Source organism: Luteibacter sp. HA06 (assembly GCF_054061215.1).
In genome coordinates this window covers 1,683,019-1,703,717 of the sequence record NZ_JBSSDZ010000001.1, presented here as the reverse complement: position 1 = coordinate 1,703,717, position 20,699 = coordinate 1,683,019, and the positions used below count along the sequence as shown (strand labels likewise).

Below are 20,699 nucleotides of genomic sequence, written 5' to 3'. Positions count from 1 at the left end.
CTTCCTCTGTCGGTGCGCTTTATGGGGGACAGCGCTTCGAAACGCAAGTCCCCGTTCGTGAAGGGATTCAGTCGAAAGGCAGGTTGTCGATCAGCCGGGTTGCACCCAGGCGGGCGGCAACCAGCGCCACGAGGCCTTCGCGCTCGTCCGGACCCGGCTCGGCGAGGTCCTCGGCCCGGCGTATGGCCAGGTAATCGGGGACGAAGCCGCCGCGCTCGAGGCGGGCCTTGGCGGCCTGCTCCAGCGCCTGCCAGCTGTGGCCCTGGCGGAATAGCTCACGGGTCTGCTGGAGAGTCGAGTAGATCTGCGGCGCGCGGGCACGCTCCTGGGCAGACAGATACTGGTTGCGCGAGCTCATGGCCAGCCCGTCCTCGTCGCGCAAGGTCGGCCCCGACATCACTTTCACCGGCAGCGACAGGTCGCGAACCATCCGCTCGATCACCTTCAGCTGCTGGAAATCCTTCTGGCCGAATACGGCGAGATCCGGCTGGACCAGGCTGAACAGCTTGGCGACGACGGTAGCGACACCATCGAAATGCCCCGGCCGATGAGCGCCCTCAAGGGTTTCGGTCAGGTCGGGCACGTGGATGCTGACGCTGGAAGCGGCACCGAACGGGTACAGGGTCGACACGTCGGGTGCGAACAGGATGTCGCACCCGGCTTCGGCGAGACCCGCCTGGTCCTGCGCCAGCGTGCGCGGGTAGCGCTCGAAGTCCTCACCCGGGCCGAACTGGGTCGGATTGACGAAGACGCTGGCAATGACACGGTCGGCGCGGGCGCGGGCAAGCTTCAGCAGGGAGTGATGCCCGGCGTGCAGGTTGCCCATGGTCGGCACGAAGCCGACGTTCTGGCCGGCACTGCGCCAGCCACGTACGGCGGCGCGGAGTGCGGCGGCATCGGTAACGGTCTGCATGGTGGAAAACCTCAGCTGAAACTGTGTTCGGCGCCGGGAAAGCGTTGTTCACGCACGTCCGCGACGTAGGCCCCGATAGCGGCCTGAATGGAGTCGCGTCCGGCGAGGAAATCCTTGGAAAACTTCGGGCGCTTGCCCGGTGTCAGGCCGAGAAGGTCGTACACGACCAGAACCTGGCCATCGCAATCCAGACCGGCGCCGATCCCGATCACCGGAATGGAGAGCTCAGCGGTGATACGCGCGGCCAGGGCCGAAGGCACGCACTCGAGCACCAGCAGATCGGCACCGGCAGCCTCGACGGCCTTCGCGTCGGCGAACAGCTTGTCGGCGGCATCCTGCGTCTTGCCCTGCACCTTGTAGCCGCCGAATTTGTTCACCGACTGCGGCGTGAGGCCAAGGTGGCTGCACACCGGAATGTCACGCTCGGCCAGCGCGGAGATGACCTCGCAGATGCGACCGGCACCCTCGATCTTGACCATGGCGGCGCCGCCCTGCCCGACCAGACGCGCGGCGGCTTCCATGGCGGTGGGCACATCGCGGTCGCTCATGAACGGCAGGTCGGCGACCAGCAGCGTCGCCGACAGGCCGCGTGCCGTCGCGGCGGTGTGATAGACCATGTCGTCGACCGTGACAGGCAAGGTGCTCGAACGCCCCTGTACCACCATGCCCAGCGAATCGCCCACGAGGGCGACATCGACCCCGGCGGATTCCAGTTGGGCAGCGAAACTCGCGTCGTAGGCGGTGAGCATCACGATCTTCCGGCCTTCGGCTTTCATCGCCTTCAGGCCCGGCACGGTCACCGGCTTACGCGCCGGCGCGCTCGTTTTTTCCACGTACACGCTGTGTCGCCTCGTTGGGTGAAACCGGAATTGTCCGCCTTGACGAGCGCTAGCTCAACCGAGGCTCAGGAAAGCAGTGTGCATCCGCTCGTGTCGATCGCCCCGAGCAGCGCGCTGACGCGCCCCACCCCGGGAAGCGCCACGTCGCCGGCAATGTCAGCCAGAGGCAACAGCACGAACGCCCGCTCGGCGATTCGCGGATGCGGCACGGTCAGGCGGTCGTCGTCGATCACCTCGTCACCATAGGCGAGCAGATCGAGGTCCAGTGTTCGGGGCCCCCATCGCTCACCGTCGCGCACACGGCCGAAGGCGCGCTCGGTGGCGAGCAAGGCATCGAGGAGTTCGATCGCCGGCAGGCTCGTGTCGACGGCGATGGCTGCGTTGACGAAGTCCGGCTGCTCGACGTTACCCCAGGGCGGCGTGCGGTAGAACCGCGATCGCGCCACGACGGCTATGCCGGGCAGCGCATCCAGCGAGGTTATCGCGGCATCGAGCCGCTCACCCACCGCGCCAAGATTGCCGCCCAGTCCGATCAGCGCGCGAACGATCACGCGCCGCCCGAATCGCCCTTGCCACGACCACCCGGCTTACGCCGGCGACGACGCTTACGCGCCGGTGCCGTCGATGCGACGGTGGCTTCGTGGACAGGAACACCACCACCACCGAGTGCGGCGGCGAGCATTTCCGGTGGAAGCTGCTGGGCATGAGCCCACCATTCACCCAACTCGCGCATGCGCTCGGATTCATGGGCGCGCAGGAGCAGGAAGTCGAACGCCGCACGGAAACGCGGGTGCGACATCAGGCGGAAAACACGCTTGCGATGGATCTGTTCGAAACGCGGCTGCAGCGACCAGATTTCTTCCATCGTGAAGGTAAATCGGCGCGGAATGGCGACGCGCTGGCACTGTTCGCCCACCACGTGGACGGCGGCGCGTTGCCAGGCTTCGTTGTCGTCGAAGCCCTGGGCGATCCAGCCGTGAGCCTGGTCGCGCACCTCACCCCACAAGAGCACGGCGTAGAGGAAGGCCGGCGTGACCGACTTACCCTCGGCGATCCGCGCATCCGTGTTGGACAGGCCCTGCTCGACCAGCGCACGTAGCGCCTGATCGCCGCGCTCGAGGGCACGGGCCGTGGCAGGAAAGAGGAACTTGAGCAGGCCGCAGGCTTCGAGCATCTTGAAGCTCTTGAGGCCGTGGCCGGCAAGGAAGAGCTTCAGCGATTCGTCGAACAAGCGAGCCGGCGCGGCTTCACCCAGCAGGTGGCCCAGCGACGCGAACGGCGCCAGGGCTTCCCTGTCGATGGTGAAACCCAGTTTGGCGGCGAGCCGGGCCGCACGAAGCATGCGCACCGGATCTTCGCGATAGCGCAGGTCGGGATCGCCGATAAGACGCATCGTCTTATCCTGGAGATCCTGCATGCCGCCGACGTAATCGCGCACGCTGAAGTCGGAGATATCGTAATAGAGCGCGTTGACGCGGAAGTCGCGGCGGACAGCGTCTTCCTCGATCGTGCCCCAGATATTGTCCCGGACGATCCGGCCGTCGACGATGTGGCGATCGCCCTCGCCGCCCGTTCCATCCTCGCCGGTACCACGGAAGGTGGCCACCTCGATGATCTCGGGCCCGAAGACGACATGGGCCAGCCGGAACCGCCGGCCGATAAGGCGGCAATTCCGGAACAGCCCCTTCACCTCGTCCGGGGTGGCGTTGGTCGCCACGTCGAAGTCCTTGGGGTGCCCGCCGAGCAGGAGATCGCGCACGGCACCGCCGACCAGGTAGGCCGCGAACCCCGCGTCGTGCAGACGGTAGAGGACGCGCAGCGCGGCCTTGCTGATGTTCTTGCGGGAAATGGAGTGCTGTTCGCGCGGGATGACGCGGAGCGTCGGCGCAACCTCATTCCTGGTTTCGGGATTCAAGCGGTCGTGGTCCTGGCGGGTGCGTATGCGCCCTTCAAGTGGGAAATGTAACGAATTCGGCCCCGGTCGACGAGCATGCAAAAAACCGTTGCCCGGCTCCGGGATTTCGCTATACTAGCGCGCTTCGTACCCCACGTACGACCTGCTCCCTTCGTCTAGTGGTCTAGGACACTGCCCTCTCAAGGCGGGAACACGAGTTCGAACCTCGTAGGGAGCACCACTTTCCTCTTTCGGCGCCTATTCTTCGCATGACCTTTGTCGTTACCGACAACTGCATCAAGTGCAAGTACACGGACTGCGTCGAAGTTTGCCCGGTGGATGCGTTCCACCAGGGTCCTAACTTCCTGGTGATCAATCCGGACGAGTGCATCGACTGCACCCTGTGCGAGCCGGAATGCCCGATCAACGCCATCTACCCCGAGGACGACGTCCCCGCGGGCCAGGAGGTGTTCGTCGCGCTCAATGCCGAACTCGCCAAGGCCTGGCCGGTGATCACCGAACGCAAGGACGGCCTCCCTGACGCCAAGGAATGGGAAGGCAAGCCGGACAAGATCGACCTGCTCGAGCGCTGAGGCAGCCCCTCGCTTCGCAGGAAACCGGCCCATCGAGGCCGGTTTTGCGTTGTAGGGACCGCTCTTTGTGGGAGCCGCTTCAGCGGCGATATCCAGTTCGCGGCAACCCCATCGCCGGCATAGCCGGCTCCCACACAGAGCATGGCACTCCATACCGAGCGCAAAAAAAAACGCCGCCTCGAGGGCGGCGTTTTTCGTACGGCGGGAAGCGAGCTTACTTGCTGCCCATCCGCGACTTCAGCGCGTCGACCACGCGACGGACGCCGTCGGCGTCACCCTGCGCACGGACTTCACTGCCGGTGCCGCTCGGGTTGACCGTCAGCACGACCGAATGGGAAGCGCCCTGGGCGGAAGCCGGAGCGTCCTTGGCGTCCTGCGTGTTGCCGTCCTTGCCACCACCGAACATCCGGCGGAACAGGCCCGGGCGAGCTTCCGGACGGCCCGGCTTCGCGGCGATCTGGTAGGTGTGATTGGTATCGTCGTGGGACAGCACACTGCCCAGGTCGCCCTGCGCCAGCTGCTCGCCGATGCGCTTGTAGGCGGTCTCGACGTCATCGGCCAGGATGAAGCCATCCGAGACGGGCGCGGCATTGGTGGCGGCGGCGTTGGCGGCCGCGGCGCCCGAACCAACCTCAGGAATGACCAGGGCGGCGCTCGTCGACGGCGTATCCAGGCCCGGCGGAATCTCCAGCGGGGCTTCCTGCTGGGCCCGATCCCAGTCCTTCTTCGAGCGGAACGCACCGCAACCGGACACCAGCAGGGCGGAAAGAATCAATGCCGGGACGACCAGCGCGTACGAGGTTTTCTTCATGAACTCGGGTTCCGTTGAATAAGGTTGCTTCAGGCAGCGGACGACAATGGTGCCAGAGCGGCGAGCGTTTCGCGCACCCTGTCCAGCGCCGGGCCCGCTTCCAGCTCGACCAGGGGCAGCCGTGGAGCGGCCGAACCAAGCCCCAGGGCAGCCAGACCGGCCTTGACCGGGATGGGGTTCGGCGCGCAGTTAAGCGCGTCGATCAGCGGGGCCAGCCGTGCCGATTCCCTCGCAGCCCGCTCCGGGTCGCCCGAACGGGCGGCGTCGCAGAAGGCGCGGAAGGCGTCGGGCACGAGATTGGCCACGACCGAAATGGTTCCGGCAGCGCCCGCCAGCATGGCCTGGTGGGCCGAGCCGTCGTCGCCGCTGAGGTAGACGAAATCCGGACGAATAAGTTCCGCCAGGGCACGAATGCGCCCGGCATCGCCCACGGCTTCCTTGATGCCGATGATGCCCGGATGATCACGCAGCACCGCCACGGTCTCTGGCGCGATGTCGCAGCCGGTACGGGGAGGCACGTTATAGAGGATGACCGGCAGACCGCCCTGGTCCGCCACGGCAAGGAAATGCTGGCGCATGCCTTCCTGGGTCGGGCGGACGTAGAACGGTGCCACGACCAGCGCCACATCCGCGCCAAGGGCCTTGGCCCGGCGCGTGGTCGCGATCGTCTTGGCGGTACCGGCCTCGCCCGTGCCGGCGATGACAGGAATGCGGTGGTTGACGTGTTTGACGGCGAAGGCGAGCAGGCGCTCGAATTCGTCGTGCTCGAGGAAATGGGACTCGCCCGTCGACCCGGCGACCACGACGGCCTGGGTGCCACCGGCGATCTGCTGGTCGAGCAGTCGGCCGAACGCGTCTAGATCGAGGGAGCCGTCGGCGGCGAACGGCGTCGCCAGCGCGGTGATGCTTCCGGAGATGTCCAAGGTGAAACCCGTTGAGTTACCAGCCGTTCGCATGTTACCGGGGCACCTGCGGCGAGTCCATTCGGGGTGCATATCCATCATTCCATGCGGAGTGTCTTGCTAGCTTGCGACGCGGCCAAGTAAGCTCGGGCCCGTAGCGACGCCCTGCGCCCCGCGGGTCGCGCCATCGGTAGTCGAGCCTTGAATCGTTCCGCAGTACGCAGCACCACCGCCGATAACCAGCTCCTCATCTCGACGCTGTCGCCGGCGCACCGCGCGCCGATCCTCGCGTTGGCCAAGCGCATCGCCGATTCCGGCTGCAACATGGCCGACGCCCGCGTCTCCACGATCGGCAACGACACCTCGGTGATGCTGCTCGCTTCCGGCGCCTGGGATGCCGTGGCCAAGCTGGAAACAGCGCTCGGCAAGCTGGCCCGCGACGAAGAACTGCAGATCGTCCATTACCGCACTACCCCGCGCGAGCCTACCTCACACCTGCTGCCTTACCTGGTCGAGGTGATTGCCGCCGACCGGCCGGGCATCCTGGTCAAGATCATCGAGTTCTTCTCACGCCGCGATATCAGCGTGGAGCAGCTCACGTCCATGCGTTACCAGGCCATGCAGACCGGCGCCGAGATGTTCCAGGCGCAGATCACCATCGGCATTCCGTCGGAAACGCATATCGCCGCGCTGCGCGACGATTTCCTCGAGTTGTGCGATGGCCTCAATCTCGATGCCATCATGGACCCCGTGAAGTTCTGACCAAGGGAAGACAGACCTACGCATGATCGGCAAGGGCAAGAAGCTACCGAAACTCGAAGGCGCGCTTGGCGATGGCACGAGCCTGTCCCTGGCCTCTCTCCACGGCAAGTGGGTCGTGGTTTTCTTCTACCCGAAGGACAACACGCCGGGCTGCACCAACGAGGCGAAGGACTTCCGCGATCTTTACGCCGAATTCCGGGCTCGCAATGCCGAAGTCATCGGCGTCTCCCGCGACTCCGTGCGATCGCACGCCAACTTCGCCACCAAGTACGAACTCCCCTTCCCTCTCGTCTCCGACGCCGACGAAGCCTGGTGCAAGGCCTTCGACGTCATCCACGAGAAAGTGCTCTACGGCAAGCGCTATCTTGGCGTGGTCCGTAGTACGTTCCTGATCGACCCCAACGGCAAGCTTGCCGCGGAATGGCGCGGGATCAAGATCCCCGGCCACGCGCAAGCCGTTCTCGAGAGTGTTCCCACCGCGTGACGGATACCGCGTCATGCGGCTCCTCCCCCCGGCCGTCGCCGTGCGGCCGGTTTTGCAACCTCTGCAAGAGGTCACTTCCGTATGACCGGAAGCAAGCGCATCTACGCCCTCGACACCAACGTGCTGCTGCACGATCCGACGTCACTGTTCCGCTTCGAGGAGCACGACGTCTTCATACCAATGACGGTGCTGGAGGAACTGGACGACAAGAAGAAAGGCGGCTCGGAAGTTTCGCGCAACGGCCGTCAGGTAAGCCGTTTCCTTAATGAACTGATTGAACGCGGCGGCGGCGAAGGCATCCGCAACGGCGTGGAGCTGCTCAACCCGCAGGGCATCAAGCTCAAGCGCGGTGCCGTGGGCCGGCTGTTCTTCCAGCAGCGCACGGGCCACGGCAACGGCAAAGCCGACAACCAGATCCTGGCCGCGGTCATCGACCTGCGTGACCAGTACCCGGACCGGCCGGTCATCCTGGTCTCCAAGGACATCAACCTCCGCATCAAGGCCTCGATCTACGGCATCACCGCCGAAGACTACGAGAACGATCGTGCGCTCGATGATTTCGCCCTGCTCTTTACCGGCTCGGACGGGTTGCCGGAAGACTTCTGGACACGGCATCCGGAACTGCGTTCGTGGAACGAGCGTGGCCGCACGTTCTACGAAGTGGACATGCGCGAGGACGAGAACTGGTACGCCAACGAATGCCTGTACATGCCCGGCGAGAACGATGTCGAGCTACGCGTGCTTGAAATCCGCGGTGATGAGGAGAACCGCAAGGCCAAGCTCGTACTACTCGACGATCACACGCACGCGGCGCACGGCGTGTGGGGCATCGCGGCACGTAACCGCGAGCAGAACTTCGCGATGAATCTGTTGATGGATCCGGATGTCGATTTCGTCACCCTGATGGGCACGGCCGGCACCGGCAAGACCCTGCTCGCCCTTGCCGCAGGCCTGGCCCAGGTCATGGACCAGCAGCGGTACCGCGAGATCATCATGACCCGCGCCACGGTCTCGGTCGGCGAAGACATCGGCTTCCTGCCCGGCACCGAGGAAGAGAAGATGACACCGTGGATGGGTGCGCTGACCGATAACCTCGAAGTGCTCGCCAATCCGGAAGAAGGCGGATCGTGGGGGCGCCAGGCCACCAACGACCTGCTCGCTTCGCGCGTGAAGATCCGCTCGCTGAACTTCATGCGCGGCCGCACCTTCCTCAGCCGTTACCTGATCATCGACGAGGCCCAGAACCTCACCCCGAAGCAGATGAAGACCCTGATCACGCGCGCCGGTCCGGGCACGAAGATCGTCTGCCTGGGCAACGTCGAGCAGATCGACACGCCCTACCTTACGGAAACCACATCGGGCCTCACCTACGCGGTGGACCGCTTCAAGATGTGGGCGCACTCGGGACACATCACCCTCAAGCGTGGCGAACGGTCGAGGCTGGCCGATTTCGCGTCCGAAGCGTTGTAAGCACCAGCAAGGGCAGCAGACAAAGGCGCGGGCAGCGATGCCCGCGCTTTCTTCTTTATCGGATAACCCGCTGCGCGAGCTCATGTCTTTATTGTGGGAGCCGCTTCAGCGGCGAATGCTCTTGCCTTGCAGCTATCCTTTCACCATGACCGTCAAAGCCAAAGCCAACACCCTGACCATCGCCGGCTCGGACTCAGGCGGCGGCGCAGGCATCCAGGCTGACCTGAAGACTTTCCACGCGCGCGGCACGCATGGGCTCACCGCGATCACAGCGGTAACGTCACAGAATACGCGCGGGGTGACGGCGGTTCATACGTTGCCTCTTGCCCACATCCGCAGCCAGATCGAGGCAGTGTTCGATGACTTTCCGATCGCGGCCGTGAAGACCGGAATGCTTGGAAGCGCTGCGGTGACACGACTCGTCGCAAAGGAGATGCGCCAGCGCAAGCCTGCGTGGCTCGTGGTGGATCCGGTGATGATCGCCACGAGCGGCGCCCGCCTGCTCGACGACGATGCGCTAGACGCGATGGTGAAGCGCTTGATCCCCCTGGCCGACGTACTCACGCCCAACCTGCCCGAAGCCGAAGCCTTGCTGGGTCGACCACTGGGACGCGATATGGACAGTGTAGGGGCTGACCTCCTTGCCCTTGGCCCACGCGGCGTGCTCCTCAAAGGCGGCCACGGCAAGGGCCGCGAGGTGATCGATCGTTTTTACGACGCCAGCGGTGTCATCGAGGTCCGTCACCCTCGCCTGCCTATCGAAGGCCATGGGAGCGGCTGCACGCTGGCTTCGGCGGTCGCGGCGGGGCTGGCGCGGGGCAAATCGCCACAGGTGGCTGTCCGCGAAGCGATCTCGTGGGTAAACAAGACCTTCCAGCGCGCCTGGCGACCGGGCAAGGGCCGGGTTTACGTGCTCGGCCACTGAGGCCGGAGTATCCTAGGCGCGTTGATACAGGCCGCGTCCGGCCCTACGTATCGCTTGTCCTGGTCGAGTCCAACCGCATGAATTTCCTCGGGCCCCGCTTCATCGTCCTGTACGTGCTGATCCTGTTCACGCTGTGCGTGTTGCTGGTGCACCTGCGTGGGCGCTCCCGCCTGCGCTTCGATCGCCAGCTGGTCGACCATTCGGCCATCTTCGCGCCGTACAACCTGCTGATGTACGCGTTCTCCGCCGTGCCAGCGCGGCCGATTCTCGATCGCAGCGGCTTTCCCCAGCTCGACCTGCTCCAGGGCAACTGGGAAAAGATCCGCGAGGAAGCCATGCACCTGTTCGACGAGGGCTTCATCCGCTCCGCCGAAAAGCACAGCGACGCCAGCTTCAATTCGTTCTTCAAGCAGGGCTGGAAGCGCTTCTACCTGAAATGGTACGGCGAGCCGCTTGCATCGGCCGAGGCGCTCTGCCCGGAGACGGTGAAGCTGCTCAATGCCATTCCGAGCGTCAAGGCCGCCATGTTTGCCCTGCTTCCGCCGGGCAGCAAGCTCAACCCGCACCGTGATCCGTTTGCCGGTTCGCTGCGCTATCACCTTGGCCTGATCACGCCGAACTCCGACGACTGCCGCATCTTCGTCGACGGCGAAATGCACGCCTGGCGGGACGGTAAGGACGTTGTCTTCGACGAGACCTACGTGCACTGGGCGGAGAACCGCACCGACCAGACGCGCGTGATCCTCTTCGCCGACGTCGAGCGTCCACTGAAGAGCCGCCTGATGACCGGCATCAACAAGCGTGTCGGCGCCTTCATGGGCTCGATCACGGCTTCGCCGAATGACGACGAAAGCACCGAGCAGGTCGGCTTCGTCAATCGCATGTTCGCCATGAACAACCGCGGCCGCGATCGTACGCGCAAGTTCAAGAAAGCGAACCCGAAGCTGTTCCGCGTCATCAAGTACATCGGCATCGTGCTGATGATCTGGCTGATTTTCCTCGCCCCGTACCCGTTCTTCCGCGGCAACCACTGATGCCGTGAAGCGGTTAAAGAAGGCCTGCTCACGTCGCGACGGGCGCGGGCGGGCGGCGCAGAGCCTTCGGGCGCTTGGACGGGCGGCGCAGAGCCTTCGGTGCCCACCCTCGCTGCTCAGACACCCCTTCGCGTTTCGTATCGGAAAGGCCGCTGCGCGGCCCATGTATCCATCTGGCCTACGGCCGCTCCACTTGTCGGGAACTCGCCTCGAGGGTGGGCACCGAAGACTCTCCCGAACCCTGAGGTTCGTGAGAGTCGAGCTGACGAAGCAACGCCGCTTCGGCTGTTGGCTCTCCTTCCCACTGACCGTATCGTCGTGAGAGACCTTGGTGTCCACCCTCGATGCGAGTTCCGGACAAGTGGAGCGGCCGTAGGCCAATAAGTACATGAGCCGCGGAGCGGCCTTCCTTTTCGAACGCGGAGGACTGTCTGAGCAGCGAGGGTGGGCACCAAGGTCTCCCCCGCGAAACGCCCAAGTGTAGAAAGCGACGGCAAAGCCGAGCCAGAGAGGCCGAAGGCAAGCCGTACGCCAGGTTCCACAGCGAGCCAAAAAAAAGACCCCGCATTTCTGCAGGGTCTCGTCACCACTCAGCGAACGACTTACGCCGTAGCGCGGATCCGCTCGACGATCGCGTCGCCGAAGGTGTCCGTGGTGCCGGTGCCGCCGACGTCCGGGGTGGTGCGGTCGCGGGCTTCCATCACGTCGCGGATGGCAGCGCGCAGGCGCGTGGCCTTGGCGACCATGTCGAGGTGGTCGAGCATGTCCGCGGCGGCGAGCAGCAGTGCGCACGGGTTAGCCTTCTTCTGGCCGGCGATATCCGGCGCGGAACCGTGGACGGCTTCGAAGATCGCGGCGTCTTTGCCGATGTTGGCACCCGGGGCCAGGCCCAGGCCACCGACGAGACCGGCGCAGAGGTCGGAGAGGATGTCGCCGAACAGGTTGGTCGTGACGATCACGTCGAACTGGTACGGATTCATCACCAGCTGCATGCAGGCGTTGTCGACGATCATCTCGCCGAACTCGATGTCCGGATAGTCCTTGGCCACTTCGCGTGCCACCGTCAGGAACAGGCCCGACGAGGTCTTCATGATGTTGGCCTTGTGCACCGCCGTGACCTTCTTGCGACCCTTCTTGCGGGCCATCTCGAAGGCGTACTTGCAGATGCGCTGCATGCCCGGGCGGGTATTGCGGATCATCGAGACGGCAACTTCGTTGTCGCCCTCACCCGTGGTGGTCTGGCCTTCGGCCAGGTACGCACCCTCGGTGTTTTCACGCACCGTGATGATGTCGATGTTCTCGTAACGTGCCTTGGTGCCCGGGAAGCTGATCGCCGGACGCACGTTGGAGTAGAGGTCGAACTTGCGACGCAGGGTCACGTTGATCGAGGTGAAGCCACCACCGATCGGCGTGGTCAGCGGACCCTTCAGCGCGACCTTGTGCTCGGCGATCTTGTCGATCGTGTGCTGCGGCAGGAGATCGCCATGCTTCTCGAGGGCAACCACGCCCGCGTCGACGTAATCGTATTTCAGACCGCAGTCGAGGGCGTCGAGAACGCGAATGGTCGCGTCCATGATCTCGGGGCCGATGCCGTCGCCGGGGATCACGGCAATCGTCTTGCTCATGGGGGTAACTCCTGAAGGAAAGCGGGTCGCATGACACGCGCCGAAGGCGCGCGCGGGGAGAAAAATCGCCTAATTATCGGCGATCCTGCCCTCTTCCTTCAAGGTTGCCGCCCCGGTCGGGGCGGCAAGGGCGGCCGATCAGGCCGCCGGGTGGTCCGCGCAGGCTTCCGCGTCGCCCGCAGCCTCGCCTTCCAGCGAGTCGAGGAAATCGACCGCGCGGCGCAGGTGGGGGATGACGATGGAGCCACCGACCACGAGGCCCACGCTGAAGACTTCGAAGAATTCATCGCGGTTGACCCCGGCTTCCTTGCACTGCGCCACGTGGTAGCTGATGCAGTCGTCGCAGCGCAGGACCATGGAGGCCACCAGACCGAGCATCTCCTTGGTCTTCACGTCCAGGGCGCCGGCACGGTAGGTCTGGGTGTCCAGGGCGAAGAAACGCCGGACGACCTGGTTGTCCTCACCGAGGATGCGCTCGTTCATCCGCTTACGGAACGCGGTGAATTCTTCGACGCGGCTATCGCCCATCAGTGTGCTGCCTCGAGGATTGCGGCCAGGCGGCCACTGCGGTCAGCCGCGGCAAGGTCGTCGAACCCACCCACGTGCGTGCCGTTGATGAAGATCTGCGGCACGGTGCGGCGGCCACCGCTCTTTTCGAGCATGAGGTCGCGCTGGGCGGGGTCCATGTCGATGCGGACCTCGTTCCAGGCCAGGCCCTTGGCCTTGAGCAGGTTCTTGGCGGCGACGCAGTACGGGCAGACGGCAGTCGAATAGATGGTGATATCGGGGGTAGACATGGAGGGGATGCTCCGGAAACGAATGGCCAAAAGATGGCGACGCGGGGAGAATTTTGCAAGGAAGGCACCTGTTCGTTTGGTGATGGTATCGTCCCCGACCTATGCGCATGCCCTTCCCCCGCCTTGCCCTGCTCGCCGCCAGCGCCCTCGCCACGTTCGCCGTGGGCGCCCAGGAGAACGTGCGTCTGCCCGACCTGGGCAGCTCTGCGGCGGGGCTGCTCAGCCCGCGCGAGGCGAACGAATACGGCGCGCAGATGCTCCGCCAGATGCACACCCTCAACCTGACGGTGGACGATGCCCTGGTCGACCAGTACATCAACGACCTGGGCTTCCGGCTGGTGGCAGCCAGCGACCGGCCGAAGGACCACTTCCAGTTCTTCATCGTCAACGACAGCCAGATCAACGCCTTCGCCGCCCCGGGTGGCTATATCGGGGTCAACGCGGGCCTGATCGATATCACCACCAGCGAGAGCGAGCTGGCGGGCGTCATCGCGCACGAAATCGGCCACATCACCCAGAACCACCTGTATCGCGCCTTCGAAGACTCGAAGAAGAACGCGCCGCTGATGGCCCTGGTCCTGCTCGGCGCGATCGCCGCCGGCGCCGGTGGCGGAGCCGGTGATGCCGCTCCGGCGGTCCTCATGGGCGGCCAGGGCCTGATCATGCAGCGGCAGATCAACTTCACCCGTAAGGACGAAATCGAGGCGGACCGCACAGGCATCCAGACGCTGGCCAACGCCGGCTATGACCCCGAAGCGATGGCCGAATTCTTTGGCCGCATGCAGGACACCCTGCGCGTCGGCGAGGATGAAGAGGCCGCGCCGTCGCTCCTGCTCACCCATCCGGTGACCCTGGAGCGCATCAGCGACGCGAAGTCGCGGGCGCGGGTGATCAATGAGCGCAACGCCAACAAGCCCCGCCAGCCGACGCTGGACAAAGCCACCTGGGAAAAGAGCACGGCGCCCGTGCTCTACGTAAAGGACAACACCCAGCTTGCCCCGGACAGGGGCAAGATCGTTGCCGATAGCGCGGGCGACACCTACGCCCTGATGCGCGAGCGCATCCGCGTCCTCTCCGGCGATCCCCGCAAGCTCGCCGACATCTACGCGACCAATCTCAAGCGCAAGGAGTTCGACACCGCGGCCAACCGCTATGGCTACGCGATCGCTCTCATTCGCAGTGGTCGCGGCATGGAGGCGGTGGCACAGATCCAGCCCCTGCTGGTCAGCCAGCCCTCCAGCGTGGTCCTGCGGCTTGCGCTGGCCGATGCCTACGTCGAGGCCGGCCGGCACGGCGACGCCATGGCCATCTACAAGATCCTGCACGCCAACTCGCCACGCAATGGCGCGGTGACCCTGGGCTATGCGCGGGCGCTGACCGATACCGGCCGTACCGACGAATCCCGCGTCGCGGCCACGCTACTCAAGCCCATGCTCGACGACAGCGACGACCCGGAAATCTTCCGCACCTTCGCCCGCGCCAGCGAGCGCTCGGGCGATTCGGTGCGCGCCGCGGAGGCTTATGCCGATAGTGCATACCTCGCGGGGCGCCCTTTCGACGCCATGGAGCAGCTGCGCCGCCTGCTCAAACGTGACGATCTGGACTACTACCAGCGCTCCCGTATCCAGGCCAGAATCAGCGACCTCACACCGCTCCTGCTGGAGTTACGCAAGAAACGCGTGACCACGGATGACAACCCGGACGGGCGTAGCCAGTAACGGCCGGTCGCAAGATCCGGTGGACTTTCGTGACAATTGTCATTGCGGTGTAACACTACGTGGCTGCAATATGACCGTCATAGCCAACGAGCGGCCTTACGCGTGCATAAACGCATTCTCATCGTGGAAGACGAAGCTTCGATTCGCGACATGGTCGCTTTCGCGCTTCGTAAGGCGGGTATGGACGCGGCTCACGCCGCCGACGCCCGCGCCGCACAGATGGCCATCTCCGAGCGTGTCCCGGACCTGATCCTGCTCGACTGGATGCTCCCGGGCACCAGCGGACTCGAACTCGCCCGCCGGCTGCGCCGCGAGGAGCTCTCCCGGGAAATCCCGATCATCATGCTCACCGCCCGCGGCGAGGAGATGGACCGGGTGAACGGGCTGGAAGCAGGGGTCGACGACTACGTCATCAAGCCCTTCTCCACCCGCGAGCTGATCGCCCGTATCAAAGCTGTGCTCCGCCGCAGCCAGGGCGACGACGGCTCCGGCATCGTCGAACTGGGCGGTTTGCGCATTGACGGACCCGCCCACCGCGTGTTCGCCGGCGAAGAGGCCGTGCCCATCGGCCCGACCGAATACCGCCTCCTGTTCTTCTTCATGACGCACCCTGAGCGCGTGTACTCGCGTGCCCAGCTGCTCGATCATGTCTGGGGTGGCAGCGTGTACGTGGAGGAACGCACGGTCGACGTGCATATCCGCCGCCTGCGCAAGACACTGGAGCCCTGGAAGCTCGACGACATGGTGCAGACCGTTCGCGGCGCGGGTTACCGCTTCTCCGCGAACACCTAGGCTAGTGCGGGGTAGCCGCGCTATCTTGGGCGCCATGCCACCTCGCACCCTTACTTCCTGGCGACTGCCTGCCACGTGCGCTGCCCTGCTTATCGCGGGCGGCGTCGTCGGCGCGCTCGTGGGTGCGGTGCTGGCTGGTGTGACGGTCGTCGCGCTGGCGGAAATCGTCGTACTGCTGTCGCCATTCCGTCACAAGTCGGGGCCAATGTTGCAATCGTCCGCAACGCCCCACCCCGAGTATGACCGTCTGATGACTCGCACCCGTCGTATCGCTTCCCGCCTGCGTGATTTGCGCAGCGCGGCCGGGACCCTTCCCGATGCCGTGGTCCTCCTGGACCATTCGCTGCACGTCCGCTGGTTCAATCACGCGGCGGAGGAGTTGCTCGGCCTGAAACGGCCACGCGATCGCGGCCGCCTCCTCGCCGACCTGATGCGCAACTCCGAGTTGGCCGAATGGCTGGCCGAAGGCGCGCGTGAACCGCTCAACGACGTGACGGCCCCAGGGCATCCCAATCGCCACGTCACCGCCACCCTGCTTCCGTTCGGAAGCCGGCAACGGCTCCTGCTGGCGCGCGACACCAGCCACCTCACCCGTCTGGAGCAGATTCGTCGCGACTTCGTCGCCAACGTCTCGCACGAGCTGCGCACGCCGCTGACGGTGATCCACGGCTACCTGGAGCTGCTCGACCCCGAGGACGTGCCCGAACTGGCGCCCGTCCTCGACGAAATGCGTGCGCAGTCCAAGCGCATGGGCCAGATCGTCGAAGACCTCCTCACCCTGTCGCGACTGGAAACCCAGGACCACGTCGCCGATGAGCACGTGCAGATGGCGCCGTTGCTTGCCAGCCTGCGCAAGGAAGCCGAGGCACTCAGCCAGGGCCGCCATACCGTCTCGCTCGACATGGCCACGCCGTTCGACGTACTCGGCTCACCAAAGGACCTCCACAGCGCCTTCTCCAATCTGGTGAGCAACGCGGTGCGCTACACGCCCACCGGTGGTCGCATCGCCATCCGCTGGGCGGAAACCGAAGGCGGTGCACGATTCTCCGTGCAGGATTCCGGCTTTGGTATTCCGGCCACGCATATCGCGCGCCTGACGGAACGCTTCTACCGCGTGTCCTCCAGCCGCTCGCGGGATTCCGGCGGCACCGGCCTGGGCCTGTCTATCGTTAAGCATGTTCTCAACCTGCACCAGGCCCGCCTCGTCATCGAGAGCGAGCCGGGCAAGGGCTCGACCTTCGCCTGTGTTTTCGGCAGCGACCGCCTGCTCGACGGCGCCCGGCTGCAGGAAGCGGCCGGCCTGCATCTGTAATCGATGGCAGGCAAGCGCCGCCAGGTTGCTGCGATGCCGCTTTCCGGCATGATGACCGATACGCCACCATCGGTCGTCGTGAAAGGATTAACCGAAAGCATGAGCGAGTCTGTCGACCTCGGCGCTCCGGCGCTGTACATCAACCGCGAACTGGCGGCACTGGAATTCAACTTCCGTGTACTGGCCCAGGCGCGTGACCCCGATGTGCCCGTGCTCGAGCGGCTGCGCTACCTGACCATCGTCAGCAACAACCTCGACGAATACTTCGAGGTGCGCGTGGCGGTGCTCAAGCACAAGCATGCGCTCGGCGCGGCCACGCCCGGCGCCGACGGGCTGTCGTCCACCGAGATTCTCGCCCGTATCCGCGAGCGAACCCTCGAGCTGGTCGCCGAGGTCTACGCCATCTGGCATAACGAACTCGGTCCCGCCCTGGGCGAGGCAGGCATCCGCTACCTCACCCGCGACCAGTGGACCGATAAGCAGCGCCGCTGGTTGCTCGGCTATTTCCAGAATGAAATCCAGCCGGTGCTGTCGCCGCTCGGTCTCGATCCGTCGCATCCGTTCCCCCGTATCCTCAACAAGACCCTGAACCTCGCCGTGGTGCTAAAGGGCCGCGACGCATTCGGCCGCGAAGGGCATATGGCCCTGGTGCGCGCGCCGCGGTCACTGCCCCGCATCATCAAGCTGCCGGGCGAAGTATCCGAAGGCGATGGCGATTTCGTTTTCCTGGCTGAAGTGCTCCAGGCCTTCGCCGATGAGATTTTCCCGGGTTTCGATGTCTGCGCCTCCTACCAGTTCCGCGTCACGCGCAACAGCGAACTGGTGGTCGAGGAAGCGGAAGTCGAGAACCTTGCCCGCGCGCTGAGCGAGGAACTCGTCGGCCGCGGATATGCGCGGCCAGTACGCCTCGAAGTCGGCGCGGATTGTCCGCGCGCGATCACCGACATGCTCATCGCGAACTTCCAGCTCGAAGAAGCGGATGTCTACCGCTGCGATGGGCCGGTCAACATCATTCGTGCGAGCCTTATCTACGATCAGGTCGATCGTCCCGAACTGAAGTTTCCGCGGTTCACCCCGCGCCTTTCGCCGGCTTTCGGCAAGGGCGTGAACGAGTTCGACGTACTCGGTGTGCGCGACGTCCTGCTGCATCATCCCTACGAGTCTTTCGCTTCCGTGGTCGAGCTGCTGCGACGTGCATCGGAAGACCCCGGCGTGCTGGCGATCAAGCAGACCTTGTATCGCGCCGGCAAGGATTCCCCCCTGGTGGATCTGCTCGTGGAAGCCGCGCGCAACGGCAAGGACGTCACGGTGGTGATCGAGCTGCGGGCGCGCTTCGACGAAGAAGCCAATATCGGCCTCGCCACGCGCCTGCAGGAAGCCGGCGTGCAGGTAGTCTATGGCGTGGTGGGCTACAAGACGCACGCCAAGATGTTGCTCATCGTGCGCCGCGAAGGCTCGGGCCTGCGCCGCTACGTGCATCTTTCCACGGGCAACTATCACCAGGGCAACAGCCGCGGTTACACGGACATCGGCCTGATGACGTCGAACCCTGAAATCGGCGAGGACATCCATAAGGTATTCCAGCAGCTCTCCGGCCTCGGTCCGATGATCCAGCTCAAGCGACTCTTGCATTCGCCGTTCACGCTTTACAGCGGGGTCATGGCGCGTATCGAACGCGAGATCGAACACGCCAGCAATGGTCGGCCGGGGCGCATCGTCGCCAAGCTCAATGCGCTCAATGAGGCGCATGTGGTGGAAGCGTTGTACAGGGCCTCCGCGGCCGGCGTGCAGATCGACCTGATCATCCGCGGCGCATGCACGTTGCGGCCCGGTATTCCCGGGGTTTCCGAGAACATCCGCGTGCGCTCGATCATCGGCCGGTTCCTCGAACACAGTCGCGTCTACTGGTTCGGCAACGACGGCGAATCCGAACTGTTCTGCGCGAGCGCCGACTGGATGGAGCGCAACCTCATGCGCCGCATCGAAGTGGGCGTCCCCATCCTCGATCCCGAACTGGCTGCCCGCGTGTACAACGAAACCCTCGACAACTACCTGCGCGACAATACGCACGCGTGGATGCTCGGCAGCGATGGACGCTACACGCGACGCATCCCTGCCACGGGCGAAGCCCCTTATAGCGCGCAGCAATCGCTGCTGGCCGAATACTGCGCGTGACCCGGCGCATCCTGCTCCTGTCGGTGTCCGCGGGTGCGGGCCACGTGCGCGCGGCGGATGCCCTCGAGGCAACGATCGGCGCGCTGGCGGCGGATGGACTCGACGTCGAAGCGCGCCATCTCGACGTGATGGACTTCGTGCCATCGAGCTTCCGGCGCATCTATGCCGACTTCTACCTCGGCCTGATCACACACTACCCGCGCGTGTGGGGCATGCTTTACCGGATCACCGACGACGCGCGGCCCGAAGCCGTCACGCAGCGGATGCGCCGGACCATCGAGCGCCTCAACACCCGACGCCTGCGCGCGGCGATCAGCGCCTTCGCGCCGGACGCGATCGTCTGCACGCATTTCCTGCCGGCCGAGATGTTGATGCGCCAGATCCGCAAGGGTCGCGTCAACGTGCCGGTGTACCTGCAGGTGACGGATTTCGACCTTCATCGCATGTGGGTGATTCCGGGCATGACCGGCTACTTCGCCGCGAGCCCGGAAATCGCCCAGCGCATGCACGCGGTTGGCCTGCCGCCGGAGCGGGTGCACGTGACCGGCATTCCGGTGATGCCCGCCTTCGCCACCACCCACGACCGCGCGGCCCTGCGTGCGGAGCTGGGCATCGACCCGGAGCGCCCGGCGTATCTGGTGATGGGTGGCGGCGCCGGCGTTGGCGCGATGGACGACCTCGCAGACAAGCTGCTTTCCGCGGCCGGCGATTTCCAGCTCGTCGTGCTCGCTGGCCGCAACGTGGAACTCCTCGAGCGCCTTCGGACGCTGGCGAAGACACGCCACGCAGGCCGCCTGTTTCCTCAGGGATTCACGCGACAGGTGGAGCGCCTCATGGCTTGCTGCGACCTGGCGATCACCAAGCCCGGCGGACTCACCACATCGGAGTGCCTTGCCGTCGGCCTGCCGATGATCGTCAATGCGCCGATTCCCGGTCAGGAAGAACGCAATGCGGACTACCTGCTCGAACAAGGCGCCGCGTGGAAAGCCATCGATGCGGTGGCCCTCTCCTGGCGAATCGCCCAGCTGCAGGCGCAGCCGGCGCGACTTGCAGCCATGGCAGCCAACGCGCGGGCCATCGGCCGGCCGCATGCGGCACGCGACGTCGTCGACACGGTGCTCGCCCTGCTGGATAGCCGATGAGTCATTCCCCGCGCCGGCGCCTGTTTGCCGTGCTGGCGACCGCGGCGTTCACGTTCATGCTGGCCTTCATGTTCGCCCACGTGGAGGTCGAGATCGAAGGGCCGCATGGCTGGGCGACGAGCCTGCCGACATGGCGCGTCGAAAACAGCTGGCTGCTGGACCTGCTCTGGGGCGGCCGGCCGATGACCGGCTACCACGCCTGGGTGTTTCCCTTCATTGCCCTGTTCTTTCATTTTCCGATGGTGTTCCAGGGTTACTGGAGCTGGCGTGCACAGGTTCGCGTGATCGCCTGCGTCATGCTGTTCTGGGTGGCCGAGGATGGCCTGTGGTTCATCCTCAACCCGGCCTTCGGCCTGGCGCGCTTCAATCCGGTGGACGTGCCCTGGCATCGGCACTGGTGGGGGCCTGCGCCAACGGATTACTGGGTCTTCGGCTTTCTCTGCATTGTCCTGTTCATCCTTTCGGCATTGCCCAAGAGCCGCATCGCAAAGCCAGCCTGAGAACAGGCGTT

The 20,699-nt window shown here is 65.0% G+C and carries 21 protein-coding genes and 1 tRNA gene; 13 read left to right on the top strand and 9 right to left on the bottom strand.

Annotated features, from left to right (window positions below; all coding sequences use genetic code 11):
• Positions 1–67: 67 nt before the first annotated feature.
• The 4 genes from panC to pcnB all read right to left on the bottom strand — a co-directional run bounded on the left by panC (position 68) and on the right by pcnB (position 3,667).
• On the bottom strand, positions 68–913 hold the full coding sequence (gene panC, locus ACVWWJ_RS07660) for a pantoate--beta-alanine ligase (RefSeq protein WP_456967298.1): 846 nt from the start codon (positions 911–913) through the stop codon (positions 68–70).
• Between the two features lie 11 nt (positions 914–924).
• Positions 925–1,752, bottom strand: a complete 828-nt coding sequence (gene panB / locus ACVWWJ_RS07655; RefSeq protein ID WP_456967297.1) for a 3-methyl-2-oxobutanoate hydroxymethyltransferase — start codon at positions 1,750–1,752, stop codon at positions 925–927.
• A 65-nt stretch (positions 1,753–1,817) separates the two neighbouring features.
• The gene (folK, locus tag ACVWWJ_RS07650) at positions 1,818–2,300 is read right to left on the bottom strand and encodes a 2-amino-4-hydroxy-6-hydroxymethyldihydropteridine diphosphokinase (RefSeq protein ID WP_456969677.1); all 483 of its coding nucleotides are present in this window, start codon (positions 2,298–2,300) and stop codon (positions 1,818–1,820) included.
• Positions 2,300–3,667 carry a polynucleotide adenylyltransferase PcnB gene (gene pcnB / locus ACVWWJ_RS07645; RefSeq protein ID WP_456967296.1) on the bottom strand — a complete coding sequence of 456 codons (1,368 nt, stop codon included), beginning with the start codon at positions 3,665–3,667 and terminating at the stop codon, positions 2,300–2,302. The genes folK and pcnB overlap by 1 nt, the downstream gene beginning before the upstream one ends.
• A gap of 144 nt (positions 3,668–3,811) precedes the next feature.
• Between pcnB and ACVWWJ_RS07640 the strand changes: the two genes are divergently transcribed.
• Together ACVWWJ_RS07640 and fdxA are read left to right on the top strand one after the other, a co-directional pair.
• Positions 3,812–3,887, top strand: a tRNA-Glu gene (locus tag ACVWWJ_RS07640).
• A gap of 28 nt (positions 3,888–3,915) precedes the next feature.
• On the top strand, positions 3,916–4,239 hold the full coding sequence (fdxA, locus tag ACVWWJ_RS07635) for a ferredoxin FdxA (RefSeq protein WP_456967295.1): 324 nt from the start codon (positions 3,916–3,918) through the stop codon (positions 4,237–4,239).
• A gap of 214 nt (positions 4,240–4,453) precedes the next feature.
• On the opposite strand, the gene ACVWWJ_RS07630 is transcribed toward fdxA, so the two are convergent.
• Both ACVWWJ_RS07630 and dapA read right to left on the bottom strand, forming a co-directional pair.
• Complete coding sequence (locus ACVWWJ_RS07630; RefSeq protein WP_159890440.1) at positions 4,454–5,050, bottom strand: hypothetical protein; 597 nt, start codon at positions 5,048–5,050, stop codon at positions 4,454–4,456.
• A gap of 29 nt (positions 5,051–5,079) precedes the next feature.
• Complete coding sequence (gene dapA, locus ACVWWJ_RS07625; RefSeq protein ID WP_159890438.1) at positions 5,080–5,973, bottom strand: 4-hydroxy-tetrahydrodipicolinate synthase; 894 nt, start codon at positions 5,971–5,973, stop codon at positions 5,080–5,082.
• A 165-nt stretch (positions 5,974–6,138) separates the two neighbouring features.
• Here dapA and ACVWWJ_RS07620 point away from each other — a divergent pair, with 165 nt between their 5' ends.
• The 5 genes from ACVWWJ_RS07620 (at position 6,139) to ACVWWJ_RS07600 (ending at position 10,627) form a co-directional block, all read left to right on the top strand.
• Positions 6,139–6,714: a glycine cleavage system protein R gene (locus ACVWWJ_RS07620; RefSeq protein ID WP_046967334.1), complete on the top strand. Its 576-nt coding sequence runs from the start codon at positions 6,139–6,141 to the stop codon at positions 6,712–6,714.
• A 22-nt stretch (positions 6,715–6,736) separates the two neighbouring features.
• Entirely contained in the window at positions 6,737–7,198 is a 462-nt protein-coding gene (locus ACVWWJ_RS07615; RefSeq protein WP_456967294.1) for a peroxiredoxin, read from the top strand.
• A gap of 81 nt (positions 7,199–7,279) precedes the next feature.
• Positions 7,280–8,668 (top strand): PhoH family protein, encoded by a 1,389-nt coding sequence (locus ACVWWJ_RS07610; protein WP_159890434.1) that lies wholly within the window; start codon positions 7,280–7,282, stop codon positions 8,666–8,668.
• A 145-nt stretch (positions 8,669–8,813) separates the two neighbouring features.
• The gene (gene thiD, locus ACVWWJ_RS07605; RefSeq protein WP_456967293.1) at positions 8,814–9,593 is read left to right on the top strand and encodes a bifunctional hydroxymethylpyrimidine kinase/phosphomethylpyrimidine kinase; all 780 of its coding nucleotides are present in this window, start codon (positions 8,814–8,816) and stop codon (positions 9,591–9,593) included.
• 77 nt (positions 9,594–9,670) lie between these two features.
• Positions 9,671–10,627, top strand: a complete 957-nt coding sequence (locus ACVWWJ_RS07600) for an aspartyl/asparaginyl beta-hydroxylase domain-containing protein (RefSeq protein WP_159890430.1) — start codon at positions 9,671–9,673, stop codon at positions 10,625–10,627.
• 602 nt (positions 10,628–11,229) lie between these two features.
• Here ACVWWJ_RS07600 and ACVWWJ_RS07595 read toward each other — a convergent pair.
• The 3 genes from ACVWWJ_RS07595 to grxC all read right to left on the bottom strand — a co-directional run bounded on the left by ACVWWJ_RS07595 (position 11,230) and on the right by grxC (position 13,049).
• Positions 11,230–12,252, bottom strand: coding sequence for an isocitrate dehydrogenase (locus tag ACVWWJ_RS07595; RefSeq protein ID WP_159890428.1), 1,023 nt, complete (start codon positions 12,250–12,252; stop codon positions 11,230–11,232).
• Positions 12,253–12,390: 138 nt separating this feature from the next.
• Positions 12,391–12,780 carry a carboxymuconolactone decarboxylase family protein gene (locus ACVWWJ_RS07590; protein ID WP_456967292.1) on the bottom strand — a complete coding sequence of 130 codons (390 nt, stop codon included), beginning with the start codon at positions 12,778–12,780 and terminating at the stop codon, positions 12,391–12,393.
• Positions 12,780–13,049, bottom strand: coding sequence for a glutaredoxin 3 (gene grxC, locus ACVWWJ_RS07585; protein WP_456967291.1), 270 nt, complete (start codon positions 13,047–13,049; stop codon positions 12,780–12,782). Before grxC ends, ACVWWJ_RS07590 begins: the two co-directional genes overlap by 1 nt.
• A gap of 107 nt (positions 13,050–13,156) precedes the next feature.
• Here grxC and ACVWWJ_RS07580 point away from each other — a divergent pair, with 107 nt between their 5' ends.
• From ACVWWJ_RS07580 to ACVWWJ_RS07555, 6 genes are all read left to right on the top strand, one after another.
• Entirely contained in the window at positions 13,157–14,767 is a 1,611-nt protein-coding gene (locus tag ACVWWJ_RS07580) for a M48 family metalloprotease (RefSeq protein WP_456967290.1), read from the top strand.
• Between the two features lie 102 nt (positions 14,768–14,869).
• Complete coding sequence (phoB, locus tag ACVWWJ_RS07575; protein ID WP_063570381.1) at positions 14,870–15,559, top strand: phosphate regulon transcriptional regulator PhoB; 690 nt, start codon at positions 14,870–14,872, stop codon at positions 15,557–15,559.
• A gap of 34 nt (positions 15,560–15,593) precedes the next feature.
• Positions 15,594–16,871: a phosphate regulon sensor histidine kinase PhoR gene (gene phoR, locus ACVWWJ_RS07570; RefSeq protein WP_456967289.1), complete on the top strand. Its 1,278-nt coding sequence runs from the start codon at positions 15,594–15,596 to the stop codon at positions 16,869–16,871.
• Between the two features lie 99 nt (positions 16,872–16,970).
• Positions 16,971–19,046 (top strand): polyphosphate kinase 1, encoded by a 2,076-nt coding sequence (gene ppk1 / locus ACVWWJ_RS07565; protein WP_456967288.1) that lies wholly within the window; start codon positions 16,971–16,973, stop codon positions 19,044–19,046.
• Positions 19,043–20,188 carry an MGDG synthase family glycosyltransferase gene (locus ACVWWJ_RS07560; RefSeq protein WP_456967287.1) on the top strand — a complete coding sequence of 382 codons (1,146 nt, stop codon included), beginning with the start codon at positions 19,043–19,045 and terminating at the stop codon, positions 20,186–20,188. The genes ppk1 and ACVWWJ_RS07560 overlap by 4 nt, the downstream gene beginning before the upstream one ends.
• Positions 20,185–20,688: a hypothetical protein gene (locus ACVWWJ_RS07555; protein ID WP_456967286.1), complete on the top strand. Its 504-nt coding sequence runs from the start codon at positions 20,185–20,187 to the stop codon at positions 20,686–20,688. The genes ACVWWJ_RS07560 and ACVWWJ_RS07555 overlap by 4 nt, the downstream gene beginning before the upstream one ends.
• Positions 20,689–20,699 lie beyond the last annotated feature (11 nt).

Bases quoted from the DNA above. Each gene is read 5' to 3' on its own strand.
- ACVWWJ_RS07630 (WP_159890440.1), bottom strand. From the start codon at position 5,050: ATGAAGAAAACCTCGTACGCGCTGGTCGTCCCGGCATTGATTCTTTCC.
- ACVWWJ_RS07590 (WP_456967292.1), bottom strand. From the start codon at position 12,780: ATGGGCGATAGCCGCGTCGAAGAATTCACCGCGTTCCGTAAGCGGATG.
- ACVWWJ_RS07600 (WP_159890430.1), top strand. From the start codon at position 9,671: ATGAATTTCCTCGGGCCCCGCTTCATCGTCCTGTACGTGCTGATCCTG.
- ACVWWJ_RS07555 (WP_456967286.1), top strand. From the start codon at position 20,185: ATGAGTCATTCCCCGCGCCGGCGCCTGTTTGCCGTGCTGGCGACCGCG.
- phoR (WP_456967289.1), top strand. From the start codon at position 15,594: ATGCCACCTCGCACCCTTACTTCCTGGCGACTGCCTGCCACGTGCGCT.
- fdxA (WP_456967295.1), top strand. From the start codon at position 3,916: ATGACCTTTGTCGTTACCGACAACTGCATCAAGTGCAAGTACACGGAC.
- ACVWWJ_RS07610 (WP_159890434.1), top strand. From the start codon at position 7,280: ATGACCGGAAGCAAGCGCATCTACGCCCTCGACACCAACGTGCTGCTG.
- ACVWWJ_RS07595 (WP_159890428.1), bottom strand. From the start codon at position 12,252: ATGAGCAAGACGATTGCCGTGATCCCCGGCGACGGCATCGGCCCCGAG.
- panC (WP_456967298.1), bottom strand. From the start codon at position 913: ATGCAGACCGTTACCGATGCCGCCGCACTCCGCGCCGCCGTACGTGGC.
- ppk1 (WP_456967288.1), top strand. From the start codon at position 16,971: ATGAGCGAGTCTGTCGACCTCGGCGCTCCGGCGCTGTACATCAACCGC.
- ACVWWJ_RS07615 (WP_456967294.1), top strand. From the start codon at position 6,737: ATGATCGGCAAGGGCAAGAAGCTACCGAAACTCGAAGGCGCGCTTGGC.
- ACVWWJ_RS07580 (WP_456967290.1), top strand. From the start codon at position 13,157: ATGCCCTTCCCCCGCCTTGCCCTGCTCGCCGCCAGCGCCCTCGCCACG.
- thiD (WP_456967293.1), top strand. From the start codon at position 8,814: ATGACCGTCAAAGCCAAAGCCAACACCCTGACCATCGCCGGCTCGGAC.
- grxC (WP_456967291.1), bottom strand. From the start codon at position 13,049: ATGTCTACCCCCGATATCACCATCTATTCGACTGCCGTCTGCCCGTAC.